Source organism: Flavisolibacter ginsengiterrae DSM 18136, from assembly GCF_059568575.1.
The window spans coordinates 137,044-154,660 of sequence record NZ_JCANTR010000001.1 but is presented as its reverse complement, the minus strand read 5'-3'; the positions used below and the strand labels follow the sequence as shown (position 1 = coordinate 154,660).

Annotated in this window: 14 protein-coding genes, 1 tRNA gene and 1 riboswitch; of the genes, 8 read left to right on the top strand and 7 right to left on the bottom strand. The window is 41.0% G+C overall.

Annotation, left to right across the window (positions count from 1 at the left end):
• Positions 1-63 precede the first annotated feature (63 nt).
• On the bottom strand, positions 64-1,581 hold the full coding sequence (locus tag BP74_RS00685) for a trypsin-like peptidase domain-containing protein (protein WP_496370024.1): 1,518 nt from the start codon (positions 1,579-1,581) through the stop codon (positions 64-66).
• 116 nt (positions 1,582-1,697) lie between these two features.
• Entirely contained in the window at positions 1,698-2,741 is a 1,044-nt protein-coding gene (locus BP74_RS00680; RefSeq protein ID WP_496370022.1) for an acyl-CoA reductase, read from the bottom strand.
• Positions 2,742-2,796: 55 nt separating this feature from the next.
• Between BP74_RS00680 and BP74_RS00675 the strand changes: the two genes are divergently transcribed.
• From BP74_RS00675 to BP74_RS00660, 4 genes are all read left to right on the top strand, one after another.
• Positions 2,797-3,144, top strand: a complete 348-nt coding sequence (locus BP74_RS00675; RefSeq protein WP_496370020.1) for a 4Fe-4S dicluster domain-containing protein — start codon at positions 2,797-2,799, stop codon at positions 3,142-3,144.
• A 244-nt stretch (positions 3,145-3,388) separates the two neighbouring features.
• A complete protein-coding gene (locus BP74_RS00670) occupies positions 3,389-4,381 on the top strand; it encodes a D-alanine--D-alanine ligase (protein ID WP_496370018.1) in 993 nt (330 codons plus the stop codon).
• Between the two features lie 133 nt (positions 4,382-4,514).
• Positions 4,515-5,342 carry a PASTA domain-containing protein gene (locus BP74_RS00665; protein WP_496370016.1) on the top strand — a complete coding sequence of 276 codons (828 nt, stop codon included), beginning with the start codon at positions 4,515-4,517 and terminating at the stop codon, positions 5,340-5,342.
• Between the two features lie 17 nt (positions 5,343-5,359).
• Positions 5,360-5,668: a rhodanese-like domain-containing protein gene (locus BP74_RS00660; RefSeq protein WP_496370014.1), complete on the top strand. Its 309-nt coding sequence runs from the start codon at positions 5,360-5,362 to the stop codon at positions 5,666-5,668.
• 89 nt (positions 5,669-5,757) lie between these two features.
• Here BP74_RS00660 and BP74_RS00655 read toward each other — a convergent pair whose 3' ends face one another.
• The gene (locus BP74_RS00655) at positions 5,758-7,890 is read right to left on the bottom strand and encodes a TonB-dependent receptor (RefSeq protein WP_496370012.1); all 2,133 of its coding nucleotides are present in this window, start codon (positions 7,888-7,890) and stop codon (positions 5,758-5,760) included.
• 100 nt (positions 7,891-7,990) lie between these two features.
• A riboswitch (TPP riboswitch) is annotated at positions 7,991-8,097 on the bottom strand.
• A gap of 85 nt (positions 8,098-8,182) precedes the next feature.
• Between BP74_RS00655 and BP74_RS00650 the strand changes: the two genes are divergently transcribed.
• Positions 8,183-8,893 carry a head GIN domain-containing protein gene (locus BP74_RS00650; protein WP_496370010.1) on the top strand — a complete coding sequence of 237 codons (711 nt, stop codon included), beginning with the start codon at positions 8,183-8,185 and terminating at the stop codon, positions 8,891-8,893.
• A 360-nt stretch (positions 8,894-9,253) separates the two neighbouring features.
• On the opposite strand, the gene BP74_RS00645 is transcribed toward BP74_RS00650, so the two are convergent.
• Positions 9,254-9,325, bottom strand: a tRNA-Met gene (locus tag BP74_RS00645).
• 84 nt (positions 9,326-9,409) lie between these two features.
• On the opposite strand from BP74_RS00645, the gene era reads away from it, so the two are divergent.
• The 3 genes from era to BP74_RS00630 all read left to right on the top strand — a co-directional run bounded on the left by era (position 9,410) and on the right by BP74_RS00630 (position 12,009).
• Positions 9,410-10,276, top strand: coding sequence for a GTPase Era (gene era, locus BP74_RS00640; RefSeq protein WP_496370008.1), 867 nt, complete (start codon positions 9,410-9,412; stop codon positions 10,274-10,276).
• A 118-nt stretch (positions 10,277-10,394) separates the two neighbouring features.
• Positions 10,395-11,702: a ribosome biogenesis GTPase Der gene (gene der / locus BP74_RS00635; protein WP_496370006.1), complete on the top strand. Its 1,308-nt coding sequence runs from the start codon at positions 10,395-10,397 to the stop codon at positions 11,700-11,702.
• Between the two features lie 88 nt (positions 11,703-11,790).
• Positions 11,791-12,009, top strand: coding sequence for a hypothetical protein (locus BP74_RS00630; protein WP_496370004.1), 219 nt, complete (start codon positions 11,791-11,793; stop codon positions 12,007-12,009).
• Between the two features lie 44 nt (positions 12,010-12,053).
• Here BP74_RS00630 and BP74_RS00625 read toward each other — a convergent pair whose 3' ends face one another.
• The 3 genes from BP74_RS00625 to mgtE form a co-directional block, all read right to left on the bottom strand.
• On the bottom strand, positions 12,054-14,264 hold the full coding sequence (locus BP74_RS00625; RefSeq protein WP_496370002.1) for a DUF4954 family protein: 2,211 nt from the start codon (positions 14,262-14,264) through the stop codon (positions 12,054-12,056).
• A gap of 43 nt (positions 14,265-14,307) precedes the next feature.
• The gene (gene glmS / locus BP74_RS00620) at positions 14,308-16,143 is read right to left on the bottom strand and encodes a glutamine--fructose-6-phosphate transaminase (isomerizing) (RefSeq protein WP_496370000.1); all 1,836 of its coding nucleotides are present in this window, start codon (positions 16,141-16,143) and stop codon (positions 14,308-14,310) included.
• Between the two features lie 88 nt (positions 16,144-16,231).
• Entirely contained in the window at positions 16,232-17,611 is a 1,380-nt protein-coding gene (gene mgtE, locus BP74_RS00615) for a magnesium transporter (protein ID WP_496369998.1), read from the bottom strand.
• Between the last annotated feature and the right edge of the window lie 6 nt (positions 17,612-17,617).

The following is a 17,617-nucleotide window of genomic DNA, read 5'->3' as shown; positions in this document are numbered from 1 at the left end:
GGTGATATAAAAAAAGAAGCCTTCCGATTAGAGAAGGCTTCTGATATTATTTACATTGATGAATTACTGGTCAAGATTAACGGGGTAAGAATAAGGCATATCGTTACCCGGGTAAACACCTTCCACCTTCACAGTGCCTGCTATGTTGGATAACAATTCTGTAAGGTCTTCAACGCTGGTAACCTGCTGGCCAGCCACACCGGTGATAATGAAGCCTGGTTGGATCCTGGCACGTCCAAAAGGACTGTCTTCGTAAATCTTATTAATTACCACTCCTCCATCAATCCCGTATTTGGCAGCTTTATCACTGCTTAGGGTTGACAGGTCGGCTTTTAACCTGGTGGAAATATTGGCGCTGATCACATCTGTTTTTTTCTTTAAGGCAACGGTTACAGTATATTCCTTACCCGCACGTATGTAGGTAACTGGTACCTTATCGCCAGGATGAAAACCTGCAATCTGAGCACTCATTTGTAAGCCGGAAACAACCCGGTTGTTATTGACCTTGGTAATGACATCACCCTTGCGAATGCCGGCAGCTGAAGCACCACCATCTGTACTTACTGATGATACATATACACCTTCCACATTGGTGGGTATGCCTAAAGATTTCAATTGTTCATCTGAGACATCATCGGTAGGATAATAGCTTACACCCAGGTAACCTCTTTGAACATCGCCATACTGGATGATGTCGTTAACGATCTTTTTGATAATATTGACAGGTATGGCAAAGGAATAACCCGCATATGTGCCTGAAGGGGCCAGTATTGCAGAGTTAACGCCTATAAGCTCACCATTTGTATTGATCAATGCCCCACCACTATTACCCTGGTTTACAGCAGCATCTGTTTGAATAAAGGATTCTACTGGTGTGTCACCCTTTTGTGTCTGACGGCTATTGATGCCGATGCTACGGCCTGTAGCAGAAACGATACCTGCTGTTACTGTAGCATCCAATGTAAGAGGATAACCGATGGCTAATACCCACTGGCCCAACTGGATATTATCTGAGTTGCCATATACCATAAAAGGTAGCTTGCTTGCATCGATCTTGAGCACAGCAAGATCACTGCTTGGGTCACGGCCGATAACCCGGGCTTTATAGGTCTTACGATTGGAGAGTGTTACATTGATCTCAGCTGCAACTCCACCTCCCTGGTCGGAAATTACGTGGTTGTTGGTAACAATGTATCCATCTTCGCTAATGATCACACCACTACCTGAAGCTCTTTGTTCAGGAATGATATTAGGTCCAAATCCTTCTCCAAAGAACTGGTCGAAAAAATCATCAAAGCTCCTGTTGCGGGGAAGGTTGTTGGAAACCTTTTTTGCAGGGATCTTGGTTTTAATGTGAACCACAGCCGGCACTGCGGAATTCGCAGCTTTTACAAAATCAAGACCTTCGGCAGGGGCGCCAGGCTTACCATCAAAAAAACCTGCATAGTTGGCAGGTAATCCTTTTTCAGCCGAACCCACAGTTATATTATCAGAATTAAGGTATTTATTATACAACGCAACACTGCCCACTGCAGAACCTGCGCTGATAGCAACAATTAAAAGAAGCTGTTTAAATTTCATGGTTATTCAGTTTGAATTTATTAATCTAATGTTTCAAATTGTGTGCCTTCGCATAACAAAATAACTATTCTGTCAGGCTATTTTAAAACCATTAAAGCAGTTTAACAATTAATTTACTAAGGTCTTCGTACTTCATTAACAGTTGGTACCTGTTTATTGTCCGGCAGATGCAATAGAAACTCCAAAGTGTCAATTCCATCGGCAAATTCCATAATACCCGGGCACTGTGCCTCACCAAAAGGTATATTATTTTTTCCTACAACGCATTGCACAGAATCATTGTTCAAAAGCCTGGCCCGTACATCATCTTCATTGTTGTAGTACTCATAGTTTAGCTGGCTGATAGGGGATGTGATGGAACTGTCTTCAACCAGCAGAATACTTCCATTAGTCATATAATACCTGTTGTTCAACATATACACTGCAAGGTTATAATCGTAGTTGTTCTTATACTTGTGGTAGTCTGACAGGTGATCATATTTACGAAAGGCTTCAAGAAGCGGCCGAAAATCATAATTCCGGGGGACAAAGATCTTAGTGACATTACGACATCCAAGTCCAAAGTACTGGTAAACATCATCTGCCAATGCTTCCAGCTCCGCTGCAGATTCTTGTCCATTCAAAATACCAACTGAAGACCTGTTTTTCCTGATGACATGTGGGTATTTGCTGAAATAGTATTCAAAATAGCGAGATGAATTATTACTTCCGGTGGCTATATAGGCATCACATTCCTTCAGCATTGCACTGAAGGCAAAATAATATTCTGTTTCAGGTTGCCAGCTGATCATTTTATCAACCAGGTGCGTTATCAATACCTCATCTTTTGAAGAAGCTTTTATTTTAGCCCGATGCCCTGAAAGGAAAACACAGAGAAGGTCATGAAACCCAACCAATGGAATATTTCCAGCCATGACAATCCCAATCATTTGAGGAGAAGGGTTTTCCTGGGGAATAGAGTAGGTAACTGCAAGCTTATCCAGTAGGCCAGGTTGTAAAAATCCTGTTGCCATATTATTTACCGCGAGGTTTATAAATTCCGGAATGAACCAATTGTTTTCCTGGTAGGCTCTTTGTTTTACAATTGCCCATTCCTCATCATTTCCCTTCATATAGGCTCCCAATTGGGCCAGTAACTCTTTTCTTTGTTGTAATTTCATTTCCGAACTTTAAATTTGTCAGCAAAATTAATTCCCATCTAATTAAACATAGATTATGGCTATAAAGATTACAGAAGAATGTATCAATTGCGGAGCTTGCGAACCAGAGTGCCCCAATAATGCAATATACGAAGGTGGTGTAGAGTGGGCTATTGCAGACGGAACAACTGTCAAAGGTGAGTATACCCTTGTTGATGGAACCGTTGTCAGCGTTGACCAGCGAAATGCACCTATAGCGGTTGACACTTATTATATCGTACCCAGCAAGTGCACAGAATGCCAGGGCTTTCACGAAGAACCGCAGTGCGCAGCGGTTTGTCCTGTGGATTGCTGTATTCCTGATGAAATGTACAGGGAGACGGTAGAAGAATTATTAAGTAAAAAAGAGCGGCTTCATATATAATTGTTGTACCTTAACATTATCCGTAAGGGTGCAGCTTTGCTGCTAATTAAACAGGTGATATGTCCTGTGTAAAAAGGTGAAGGAGTATAATTTCTTCACCTTTATTATTTGTCGTCAAACATGCCCAGATTACCTTAGATCAAATGTTCATGTCTTAAATCCGTTTCAATTACCAGGTAAGTGCTAAGGTGCTCCTGTTTTTATCAAATTATTTTCTACTTTCCCATTTTAATTACCAATATACATGAAGAAAAAAATTGCGTTAGTTACTGGCGGTTACTCTGGCGAGGCTATCATTTCTTACAAATCTGCCACAACAATTTATAACCACCTGGAAAAGGAAAAATACGAGGTTTACAAAATTGATATCAGCCCTTCAGGATGGTTTTATGAGGATGTAAACGGTGTCAGAACCGAAGTTGATAAGAATGATTTTACAATAGCTCCCGGCGGCAGCAAAATTCAATTTGACGCTGTTTTTATTGGCATGCATGGCACACCAGGCGAAGATGGAAAATTGCAGGGTTATTTTGATATGCTGGACCTGCCTTATACATCATGCAATGCTGCAACATCTGCGCTCACCTTTAATAAAAGATATACTGTTGCTGTTGCGCATATGGCAGGCATTCCTGTTGCAAAATCAGTGCACCTGTTCAGGCATACCGCTTATAATCTCGATGAAATTCTTTCGCAGCTTGTACCCCCCCTATTTGTAAAACCCAATAATGGTGGTTCGAGTATTGGTATGAGCAAGGTGAATGAACCCTCGCAGTTAGAAGAGGCCCTGGAAAAGGCTTTCCGGGAAGATGACCAGGTATTGGTGGAACAAATGATTGAAGGCAGGGAATTTACAGTAGGGGTTTTTAAAACCCAGGGTGCTATAACAGTTTTGCCAATCACCGAAGTGATTGCACATAAAGAAAAAGATTTCTTTGATTTTGAAGCCAAGTATGGTGGCAAATCAACTGAAGTTACCCCGGCCGAAATTACAAATGATTGGAAAGAGCAGCTGGAAAGTACAGCGGCAAATATCTACCAGGTATTTAATTGCCGTGGGGTGGTAAGAATAGATTTTATCTACAATGCCGTTGAAAACCGCCCTTACATGCTTGAGATCAACACCATACCGGGTCAAAGTGATGCCAGTGTAATTCCCCAACAGGTAAGGGCTAAAGGTGAAAAACTGGAAGATTTTTACTCCAAACTGCTGGAAGAGGCTTTGCAAAATCATTAACATGTAATAATAATATCCTTCCTGGCCAGACCTACTGATGGTGGTAACAACAGACCAGGTGCCAGGGATATTCATAGTGACAGGCTGACTTAGCATCAATTTTATATATTGCACACCAAACAGAAAAACCTGAATGATCAAAACCCAACAAAAACAGAAAATAAAGACTCAACCTTCCCGGCCATTATGGTTTCATATCGCAATTGCCATAGTTGCTGTCATTGTTTTGATCCTGGTATTCCTGTTATCACTTAACTGGATCACCAGGCATGGTGAATCACGAACTGTTCCCGCCGTTGTTGGGAAAAATATTAACGAGGTAGAAAAGTTCCTTGACACAAAGGGTTTTGAGGTGGTAGTCCAGGATTCGGCCTATTATGATTCTTTGCCTCCCGGATTTGTATTAAGGCAGGTTCCTGAAGCAGACGAAGTGGTTAAAATAAATCGCACGGTGTACGTGACCATCAACCGGTTTGTACCGCCCGATGTTGAAATGCCTAATCTCTTAGGATCCAGCTATCGCAATGCAGAAATGGTATTGCGAAATTTAGGTTTGCGAATGGGAGATACCAGTTACAGGTTCGATTTCGCTAAAAATTCTGTACTGGAACAATTGTATAATGGCAGTTCTATAAAAGCAGGCACGAAGCTGAAAATGGGAAGTACAATATCTTTGGTATTGGGAAGTGGCCTGGGAAGTGAGGATGTAAATGTGCCCGACCTGGTTGGTAGAAGCTACGATGAGGCAAGGGCCTTACTGGATGCACAGGGTTTATCAGGGCTGGTGATTGTTGATCCTAACGTAAAAGACACTGCCAGTGCCTTTGTTTACAAACAAAACCCTATGCCCAGGACAACCGACGGAGCCAGGTTGCGTATCAGGGCCGGGCAAATGATCGACATCTGGCTAAGCCTTGAAAAGCCTGTAACTGATTCTTTGCCGGCAAAACAACAACCTTAAGAATAAGAACTTTAACAATGAAAAATATTACCGTAGAAGAATTGAAGCAGAAAATGGATAGCGGCGAAAAGATCAACCTTATAGATTGCCGTGAACCACATGAATATGAAGAATTTAACCTGGGTGGCAAACTGGTACCCCTGGGTAAAATTCAAACCATGCAGATCGATGATCTCGAAGACCTGAAAGATGAGGAAGTAATCGTTCATTGCCGCAGCGGCAAACGTAGCATGATGGCTTGTATGGTGCTGGACCAAATGGGTTTTACAAATACGTATAATGTTGAAGGTGGCATTCTTGCATGGAGAGAGAAATTTAGTGAATAATGCAAGAAAAGGGCAAAGATTATTTGTTCTTTTTGGTGTACAACTTAATAAAACAAATCCCGCTGCTGGCGGGATTTGTTATGATGAACTTATAGTTTGATATTCAATCCTGCCATCCAATTGGTGCCCGCCATAGGAAAATAATAATTCTCTGTTGACAGGTTATTATTGTAATAATAGCTGAAAGTATAGCCATTTGGTTCATATTTTTTATTCAGCAGGTTATTTACCTGTAAAATAAGGCTCACGTTTTTCAACCATTTATAACCAAATGAATAGGAGGCCCTGGCATCCTGCAGAAAATAAGCATTTAACCTGCGATCTTCATTTTTTGTATTATCAAGGTATTGTTTACCTACATATTTGCTAAGTAAGTCAATAGACAAAAAGTGTACAGGTGTTAGGGTCAATGTAGCTGAACCAATGATTGAAGGAGATAATGCAATATCTGTTTCGGGATAAAAGTTGACTTTTTGGCCTCCATTATCATAATCATCAATAAATTCATCAAAGTTCCTGATCTTATTACGGCTGAGAGTTACATTGGCAGCAGCCTTAAACCAGTTACTTGCAATTACAGATCCCTGTAATTCCAGGCCAAGACGATAGCTGTCCTTAATATTTGTACGGGTATAAGCTCCTACATCATTGATTTTACCTGTCAGGATAAGTTGATCCTTATATTTCATATAATACAGGTTGGCTCCAAAGCTGCTCCTGCTGGTCTTGTTTTCAATACCTGCTTCTATATCATTAAGTTTTTCGGGTCGGGGTAGTTCGTTGATATTTGCTTCAAAATCATCCCTGTTTGGCTCTTTATTGGCAACACTGTACGAGGCATAGGCTAACCAATCATTGGAGTGATAGCTAAGCCCCAGTTTTGGATTAAAAAAATTATAGTTTTTATTGATCAACAGGCCAGGGTTATCTTTAAATCCATTAATATCATAACCTGCTTTCCGGTATTGCAGGTCAGTAAATACCTGGAGATGGTTGGTCAGGTTCTGCTGCCACTTCCCATATAATGTAAGGTCATTTTTATTTGCATCCAGATCATACCAATTTTTAGGGTTGATCAATCCTTTTTCTGCCCAGGTGACCTTTCCATAATGGTTTCCATCGTACCGGGTTATGGCACCTCCGAATATGATGGATGATCTATCTGAATGGTGCTGCAGAGAAAAAATAGTCCCATAGAAACTGTTATCAAGCCATAACTGGCGAACAAGATCAGTAGTATCTATTCCTGGAGCAGGAGAGGTTAGCCCATAATCTGCATATGCCTGCGCCGCTCTGTATTCTTCGTAATATCCTTTACCCTTTGTAAGAAAAACCGCGCTGTTGAAATCAAATAAAGGTGTAAACCGATAGGTGAAAAATAATTGATAATGGGTTTGCTGGTAATTATCCGTCTCATTATCATAAGGAGTACCGGGCTTCTCCATCCCTGCATAATTTATGGTGCGATTAGTGGTAAGGTCATTTTCGGAAACGCCATACCAGGCCTGGTATGTTTTTTCTTTTCCGGTAAATATATTTAGCCTTAGATCTGATTTTTGAGATAAATACGCAGTGGAGAAATACAATGATTTTAAATTACTGCTGGCTCTGTCGATATAACCATCACTTACTAACCTGGATACGCGTAAATCCGCAGTGAAATGATCGCCAACCAACCCTGTACCTGCCTTTATAGTGTTTTTCCAGGTGTTGAATGATCCAAAACTATTATTCAATTCCAGGTACTGTTTTTTATTTACTTCATTGGTGCCGAAGTTGAGGGTGGCACCAAAGGCACCGGCTCCGTTTGTTGAAGTTCCTACGCCCCTTTGCACCTGGATGCTACTGATGGAAGATGCAAAATCAGGAAGATCGACAAAAAAAGTTCCCTGGCTTTCTGCGTCATTATAGGGAATTCCATTGAGCGTCACATTGATACGGGTGGCGTCAGTTCCTCTTATTCTTATACCTGTATAACCAATACCATTCCCTGCATCGGAATTTACTATTACAGATGGTGTCTGTGATAGTAAGAATGGCAGATCCTGTCCCAGGTTTTGCTTTTGAATCTCTGACTTGCTGATGTTTGTTTTGGCAAATGGAGCAGTGGAGCCCGCCCTTACAGCCCTTACCTCCACAGGTAAGAGGTCAATAGTGTCTTTCTGCTGGGCTGCCAGGCTTAAAGAAGATAGAAGACAAACTGAAAAAACAATCCTATTCATTTTCATGATTTTTTAAAATGAAAGGGAAATGCTGTTGAAAGAGAAGGTTACGTGCCTTATTCAAAGTTTATAGGTTTCATGTATACCCTGAAACCCGACTTTGAAATGAACAAAGCCTCCCTGCGCAGGCATTACCCTGATCAGGTTCTGCGGGTATGATCTCAGCCTTTTCTGCCTCATGGCGAATTAGCACCCCGGGAATCTGAAATTAACCCTGTAAAATTAATAAAGATTTTTTTCTGATGCGCTGTAACCTTTTCATCATTCTGCCGTTTCATAAAAAAAACATTTTATGAGGTCATTGCTAATTGCTTTTACTTTAGTCTGCTTTGGCGTTATAGCTCATGCCCAAAAAGTGGTGAATGATGCCAATGCAGAACCCAGAACAGTCAATTCTTTTCACGCCATTCATATTTCCAATGCTTTTGAAGTGATTCTTTCACAGGATGCCAGGGAAGGCCTGGCTGTGAGTGCTAATAATAAAGAAGATATTGCCGGAATCAAAACATCGGTTGAAAATGGTGTGCTCAAAATTTGGTTTGACCAGAAAGGCTGGTGGCCAAAGAACAGGAAGCTGAAAGCCTATATAGCTATCAGGAATGTAGATGAAATTAAAGCAGGAGGTGCTTCTAATATCAGGATAGATGGTTCTATTTCATCTACAGGTTTAAAACTGGATTTTTCAGGGGCTAGTGACCTGAAAGGCAAATTGAATGTGAATGGTTCATTGGATATACATATTAGTGGAGCGTCAGATGTTGAGATCAATGGAACAGCTGATGAAGTTAAAATTGATGCTAGTGGGGCCAGTGATGTTAAGGCCTATGATTTTACTACCACGAACTGCACGGTGGACGCCAGTGGAGCCAGCAGTATTAAAATAACTGTAGATAAGGAATTATCAGCAAAATTAAGCGGTGCCAGTAGTGTCAACTATAAAGGATCAGCCATGATAAGAGATATTAAAACCAGTGGAGCCAGTTCAATTTCAAAAAAGTCTTAAAAGTCAGTCAAAGCAGATACAATAACAGCAAGCCCGGTTCATAGCCGGGCTTTTGTATGGGTCAAATCTTGTCTCTTTAGGCTAACCATTTTTTTATGGAAAGTAAATAGCGGGAAGTGGAATTTTTAAAAATGGATATTAGAATAGGACGATAAGGGATAAGAGAAGGTATTTGAAAATCGAAGAAATCCAGCATGTAGCTTACCGGTGATTAATAAATACCAGAAAGGTGTTATTAGGATCCTTAAAAGGTGGAATGACAGATGAAACTAATGCAATTCAGATCAATTAACATTTCCTGTAGAAATTCCGAAATGTACTTGAAAGTCCATAAAAAATCCCCCAAAAAGGGGGATCTTGTTGCGAAGGGAGGGATCGAACCTCCGACCTTCGGGTTATGAGCCCGACGAGCTACCGCTGCTCTACTTCGCGATGTGGGTTGCAAATATACAAGCGTACATCTTTACTACCAAACAATTTTAATAGTCTATTTTTGCCGGTCAATAATTTAATAGGGTGAAATCAGGGTTTGTTAACATATTTGGAAAGCCTAATGCGGGGAAAAGCACTTTGCTTAATGCATTGATGGGAGAGAAGCTTGCCATTGTTTCGTCAAAAGTTCAAACAACCCGACACCGGATCAAGGGAATATTGACCACGGAAGCCTATCAGATTATTTTTTCGGATACGCCGGGCATCATCGATCCAAAATACAAGTTGCACGAAAAGATGATGATGGCCGTAAAAAGCGCTTTGGAAGATGCGGACCTTGCCCTATTACTGGTTGATATCAATGATAACTGGGGTGAAGTAGATAGCTTGTTTACCTCTTTGCGATTGAAAGCTGCGGCCTTAGTGGTTATCAATAAAACGGACAAAACCAATCCTGAAAAAATAAAAGAAGCTATCAGTTTTTTTAAGGACAAAAAATATTGCAAGGAAGCCGTAGCCATTTCTGCTTTAACATCTGGCAATGTGCCTGAGCTTCTTGACAAGATAGTCCAGTTATTACCTGAGGGACAGGCATTTTATAATGAGGACGAGATCTCTGATCTCCCAACAAAGTTTTTTGTTGCTGAGATCATCAGGGAAAAAATTTATAGTCTGTTTGAAGATGAAATACCTTACCATACCACGGTAACCGTCAATGAATTCAAACAAAAATCCACCCTGATTAAAATAAGGGCTGAGATCATTGTGCAAAGGGAATCACAGAAGGCAATTATCATAGGAGAAGGAGGGAAAATGATCCGGGAGATAGGATTCCAGGCGCGTAAAGAGATTGAACATTTTTTGGATCAAAAGATCTTCCTGGAATTGTTTGTGAAAGTGAGACCCAAGTGGAGGGAGAATGAATTATTCCTTAGGGAATATGGTTATTGATGCAAGCTTCAGAGCTAAATTCAATATTAAAAAAGTAATAATAAAACGGGCCTTTAGATATAGAGGTGTTGTTCAGCATAATTTTTAAAACAGAAAATACCCTTTGGGGTTTGCAAGCATGGCATTTACAGTAGCAATAGTAGGAAGACCCAATGTTGGGAAGAGTACATTTTTCAACCGTCTTTTAGAGCAACGCAAAGCTATAGTGGAAGATACACCAGGCGTGACCCGTGATCGCCAGTATGGCATTGCTGATTGGAATGGTAAGAACTTTTATGTGATCGATACGGGAGGCTTTGTACCTGATAGTGAAGATGTATTTGAAACAGAGATCCGTAAACAGGTGCAGGTGGCCGTAAATGAAGCCAGTGCTATTTTATTTGTAGTTGATGCAGCTACAGGTATGACAGATCTTGACGATGCCATGGCTGATGTTTTAAGGCGTTCTACCAAACCGGTTTACCTGGTAGTGAATAAAGTTGATAATAATGAACGGTTGTTGGAAGCGTCTGAATTTTATAGCCTAGGATTTGAAAATGTTTTTTTTCTTTCAGCTATCAGTGGCAGTGGAACAGGAGACCTTTTGGATGCAGTGACCGGGTTGATAAAAGATGACTCAGAGTTTCAAGAGGAACAGGGTTTGCCAAAATTTGCGATCATTGGTCAGCCCAATGTAGGAAAATCATCCCTTCTCAATGCATTGATAGGAGAAGAAAGGACTATTGTAAGTGATATTGCCGGTACTACAAGGGATACCATCCACACACGATACAAGTTATTTCAGAAAGACTTCGTATTGATAGATACTGCAGGTATCCGAAGAAAAGCCAAGGTGCATGAAGACCTCGAGTTTTATTCAGTGATACGTGCTATTAAGGCATTGGATGAAGCAGATGTTTGTTTGTTGATACTGGATGCGGAAAAAGGAATCACCGCCCAGGATCTGACTATTTATAGCCTTGCAGCTAAAAAGGGAAAGGGTTTAGTGGTTCTTGTCAATAAGTGGGATCTTGTGGCGAAAGAAACAAACACCGCAAAGGAATATGAAAAAGAGTTAAAACAGCGTATGGCACCGTTTAATGATGTGCCCATCCTTTTTATATCCGCAAAAGAAAAGACCAGGATATTCAAGGGCATTGAAGTGGGTTTGGAAGTGTATGAAAACCGGAAACGTAAAATACCTACTGCTCAATTGAATGATATCATGCTGAAAGCAATCGAATCATATCATCCCCCTGTGGTTCGTGGCAACCCGGTTAAGATCAAATACATAACGCAATTACCAACTGTGGTTCCATCATTTGCATTCTTTTCCAATTTTCCAGATGATATTAAGACCCCTTATAAGAATTACCTGGAAAATAAATTAAGAGAAAATTTCAATTTCACCGGGGTGCCTGTACGCATTTTCTTCAGAAAGAAATAAAAGAGGGAAATTATCACTCAAAATTTGGATAATTCGTTTCAGCCGTTACCTTTGCGCCCATTAGTTAACTAAATATTTAAAAAGTACAATGAAAAAGTTTCTTGCCATCATCGCTATCGCAGGCGGATTAGTTGCTTGCGGCAACAGCAGCGAAAACACAACTACTGCTGATTCCACAACAAAAACTACCACTACTGATTCTACTGTAGTTACACCAACAGTAACTGATTCTACAGCTACTACTACAGTTGATACTACTAAGAAAACAACAACCACTACTACTACTGTAGACAGCACTAAAAAATAAGCTGTAAAATAGATATTAAAAGGCCCCTTTTTAAGGGGCTTTTTTTATAGGGAGAAATTTGATAACAAGGTTTTAATACGTTCCCTGAAAGCAGTTAATTCTTCATTCTGCTGGTTAATAAAGGAATTGTCTTCCAATTTGCCTACTACGGCCTCCATTTCTTTTTCCGAGTCATAAACCATTTTTTTGAAGTAATTCTGGTAGTCCTTGGCCCTTGAGGTATAGATATTTTCTGTCATCCATTCTTTTGTTTCCAGGGCCTCGTTCAGGATTTGTTTAAAGAATGCTGGAGATAATTGCTTTGATGATGGTTTTGCCAGTTCCATCAGTGAGGCATAAGCGTGTTGTAATTTTTGATCCTTATATAATGCTCCATTTGTGCGGTAAAATTCATGAACTTCCTCCCAGCTTTGAATGCTGTCTGTTTTTATACCAGTCATTAAAGTAGCCACCGCAGGTTCAGGCATGAGTTGTCCTCCAATATTGATCCAGCTTAAACGTATTGGTTCATCGGGCAATGAATCAATAAGGGATTTGAATGTCAGGATCTTGTTGTCTTCAATATATCTCAGCAGATTAACAGCTGCATAGTAAATAATAAGCCTTTTATATATCAAATACGCTTCCCTTGTTTTTATTATAATCACCGGGCGGTTATTGTTCTCAAAACCTGGTGCTATTATTTCCAGCTTGCTAAAATCAATGGCCGGGTCATTTAAAATGGCTTCGCCTTTGTGTTCAAGGGTAGTTTCAGAAACAGTATCACCGGACAAGGAAGGGTCATATGCGCGCGCAACCAGCTTTTTCAATAAGCTTATTGCTGAAAATATTTCATTAATACTGTCAGGAGCGAGGCAATCGTATTCAATGAGTTGTATTTTTTCTGGTCTTTTGTCCCTGTCCTGGTACTTTGATTCATTCCTGGCAAGGGCATACAAATTATACATAAACCAGTAAGCAGGCATGACAATTAAACGGTCATTACTTTCATCATTGCTTACCAGGCTAAAAGGTAAAGGAATATTCAATTCGTTTGGATAATCTCCTTTTGCCAGCAGGGTGAATGTTGCGAATTTTGAATTGTGCTTAAGACTAACACACAACCCTGGCCAAAATCCCCTGGAACTTACAAATTCACCATCAGCTGCCCTGCTATTGTGGTTGGAACCGATGGTAGCTCCGGCCGCAATATTGCTCTGGCCCATAACAAGCGCTGCACAAAGGAAAGAATTATTGTGGTGTTGTTCATGGGCAGGGAAGATCAATGAATTAAGTACTTCGCAACAGGAGATCGTTGAGTTATTACCCAGGAATGAATTGATCAATCTTGCTCCATATTTTAACTGGGAGTTGGAACCCATGACAAACCTGACAGCTTTTACTCCATAAAATATACGGCATCCATAATCGATGATACCATTTACCAGCTCACATCCTTCACCAATTTGCGATTGTGCCTTGGGATTTGAATTTATGGTAAGGTTTTTCAGTTTGTTGGCCCCCTTTATATAGGCATCACTACCAATCCAAACATCTTTTATAATGCTGGTATTCTTGATCACAGACCTGTCACCGATCTTACCATAATAGCCACGAAGTTTATCAAATTGTTTTTCCGTGAGTTGTTTGAGTTTTTCCATCAACTCATCATCGTCTCTGTACTTTGACCAGAGATACGCATCCCCCGGGAGCATTCCATTGAAAGGAAGGATCTTGCGGCCAGCATTTTCATTGCATACTTCCACCCAGACACGTATGTTTTCCTGTTCTCCTTCTTTTAATATGCCATTCCCGAATTTAGCATGGTCGGTAACATGCAGTTCATGTACATTGGAAATCATTACTTCGTTACCAACAATATAGTGCGAGATATAATTGACATTATTGATCACTACATTGTCTCCAAAATCACAACTGATGATCGTGCTGTTGTATAATCCAACCGGCATGCAGACATTATGATACTCAAGCGAAATGGCTTCCAGCTTGCCGATGCGCACCAGCCCAAAAAACTTACAGTTCTTTACCAGCTCAGGGGTGAAAGCATCGGAAACCTGTAATTTATTCCAGTCGTCAGAAGTATTATTGTTACGGACCAGAACTTCTATTTCATAAGCGGTAAGATTGCGATAGTTGATACCACTTTTATTCTGTTTATTGCGCAGGTAATATTCATCAGTCCCCTGCGGGAGGTATTCATTTTTTATGAAGTTGTATCCAATAGAACGAAGGGGTCTTTTTATGATCTCATTCATCTTACCTTTCTTTAGAAGCTTTAATAAAATGTCACGGTAATTTTTATTCTACTGTCACGGATTTGGCAAGGTTTCTTGGTTTATCAACATCATATCCCCTGGCAACACCAATATAATAAGCCAATAATTGCATAGGTATGGCACTGAGCATAGGAGCCACAATCTCATCAGCCTCTGGAACCGTAATGACGTCCTGTGCAAGCGCAGAGCTTTGCTCATCGCCTTCATTGATCACTGCTATGATTTTTCCCTTACGGGCTTTGATCTCCTGCATATTGCTCACTACTTTTTCATGATAAGAATCCCTGGTTGCCACAAATACTACCGGGAGCTCTTCATCAACTAAAGCTATAGGACCGTGTTTCATTTCTGCAGCTGGATATCCTTCTGCATGGATATAGGAGATCTCTTTTAACTTCAAGGCTCCTTCCAATGCTACGGGAAAATTATAACCTCTTCCCAGGTATAAGGCATCCTTGGCACCCTTATATTTTTCAGCGATTGTCCTGATATTATCTTTTGACCTTAGCACTTCTGATACCTTATCGGGTATAGCGTCCAGTTCCTGCAATAATTGCATATACCGGTCATGATCGAGTGTGCCTTTCTCATAGCCAATTTTCAGAGCGATCATGGTAAGAACAGCTAATTGAGCTGTGAAAGCCTTGGTAGATGCAACGCCAATTTCAGGTCCGGCATGTGTATAAGCACCTGCATCGGAAAGGCGGGCAATGGAAGAACCCACCACATTAACTACGCCAAGGATGAGCGCACCCTTAGCCTTGGCATTTTCAATTGCAACAAGCGTATCAGCGGTTTCACCACTTTGAGATATAGCTATAATAACATCACCTTTATTGATGACGGGGTTGCGGTACCTGAATTCCGATGCATATTCTACTTCCACATTAATGCGGCACAATTCTTCGAATATATATTCGGCCACCAGGCCAGCATGCCAGCTTGTTCCGCAGGCAACCATTATGATCCTGTTCGCATTCATGATCTGATCGGCATATTTCTGGATACCGCTCATGGTAATTGTCCCTGCATGGGCATCCAGCCTTCCTCTCAGGCAATCATAAATCGTTTGCGGTTGCTCAAATATTTCTTTCAGCATGAAATGATCGTAACCACCTTTTTCTATGGCTGCCAACTCCATATCCAGCTTTGTAATAAAAGGAGTTTGCCTTTCATTACCCAGGTTCTTCAGGATCAATTCATCTGCTTTTATAATGGCTATTTCATAGTCATTTACATACACCACTTCTTTGGTATACTCGATTATAGGGGAGGCATCTGAAGCCAGGAAATGTTCGTTCTTGCCAATGCCAATTACAAGGGGACTACCCTTACGTGCAGCAATAAGGGTATCAGGATTCTCTTTATCAATCAATACTATTACATAAGCCCCAACCACCCTTTTCAAAGCAATGCGCAATGCTTCCTCTAAAGAACAGTTATTATTTGTTTTGATCTCTTCGATAAAATTGAGCAGGACCTCAGTGTCGGTATCGCTTTTGAAGGTATATCCCTTATTGGAAAGCTCTTTTTTTAACTGGGCATAATTTTCAATGATACCGTTATGAATCATGGCCAATTTGCCACTGGCGGAAGTATGGGGGTGAGCATTACGGTCATTAGGCTCACCGTGTGTGGCCCAGCGGGTATGCCCGATGCCAGTGTGGGCATGCAGATCAACGCCCTGCAGGCTTTCTTCTAGTTCTGAAACCCTTCCTTTCTTTTTATAAACTTTTAATCCGCTATTTAATAAAGCCACGCCGGCACTGTCATACCCCCTGTATTCCAGTCTTTTTAAACCTTTCAGAATTATAGGATACGCTTCCCGTGGACCAATGTACGCAACGATACCACACATAAGTGTTTGAGTTTAATTTCGATTTGATAAGCCTTGCGAAAATCTATAAAAAGACTGAGAACCCAAAAATTAGTGTGAGAAAGGATAGTTATAATAATTTACCACTTAAAGTGAAAAAAGCTACCGAGAAGTAGATGATCAAACCTGTGACGTCAACAAGGGTAGCTACAAAAGGTGCGGAACTAACCGCAGGATCAGCGCCCAGGCGTTTCAAGGCCATGGGCAACATACTACCACAAAGAGTACCCCAGAGTACCACACCAAGGAGTGCAAATCCAACAGTAATACCTACAAGCATCCAATGAACACCATATAAATTAGGGTTGATGCTGTTCCATACAAAAATCCTGAAAAAGCCTATGATCCCCAGGACCGATCCGAGTAAGAGCCCTGAGAGGATCTCTCTTCTCATAACACGCCACCAGTCTCGCAGACTGATCTCACCCACTGCCATTGCCTGGATGATGAGGGTAGAGGCCTGGGACCCGCTGTTACCACCACTGGAAATGATCAGTGGAATAAATAAGGCAAGAACCGTTGCACGGGCAATTTCATCTTCAAAATAGGCCATAGCGGTTGCAGTAAGCATTTCTCCGAGAAAAAGGACCACCAGCCACCCGATACGTTTTTTAAAAAGTTGAAATAAAGGCATTTCGAGGTAAGGCTGATCTAAAGCAGCCGTACCCCCGATCTTTTGAATATCCTCACTGAATTCTTCACTGGCAACCCAAAGAATATCATCAATGGTAACAATCCCTAGTAATTTATTGCTGTTACTTACAACAGGAAGGGCTACGCGGTTATTCATTTTAAAAGCTTCATTGGCCAGTTCCTGGTCATCATATGCATTTAAAGCCACGACCCTGTTGTCCATGAGGTCCATCACTTTTTTATCAGGTGTCGCCAATATGAATTCCCGTATCCTGATATCATCCAAAAGCTCCCCTTTATTATTGATCACATAGATCACATCGATGGTCTCACTGTTTTTTCCCACCCTGCGAATGGTTTCCAGCACCTGTTGTACGGTGTTATTTTCATACACATATACATAATCAGGTGTCATTAGCCTGCCCACGCTGTTTTCCGGATAACCCAGAAGCGATAAGGTGATCTTTCTTTCCTCATTATCCAATAACTTAATCAGCTCCCGCACTGCGCTACTGGGTAGTTCTTCTAAAAAGTCCGTTCTGTCATCTGGTGGAAGTTCATTGAGGAGCTCTGCGGTTTTGATAGGAGGTAATGTTTGAATGATCGTTTGCTGTGTTGGAAATTCAAGAATTTTGAAAACGCCTGCAGCCCTGTGAACAGACATAGCAGCAATGATCTGGCTTTCATAATCAGGCATTTCGTAAACCAGGTCGGCCACATCACTGATATTCTGGCGGTCGAGCAGGTCACGGATCTGTAAAGGATCACCTGAATGGATCACCTGTTCTAATTGTTCCTTTAAAAGTTCCACAGACATATTTTC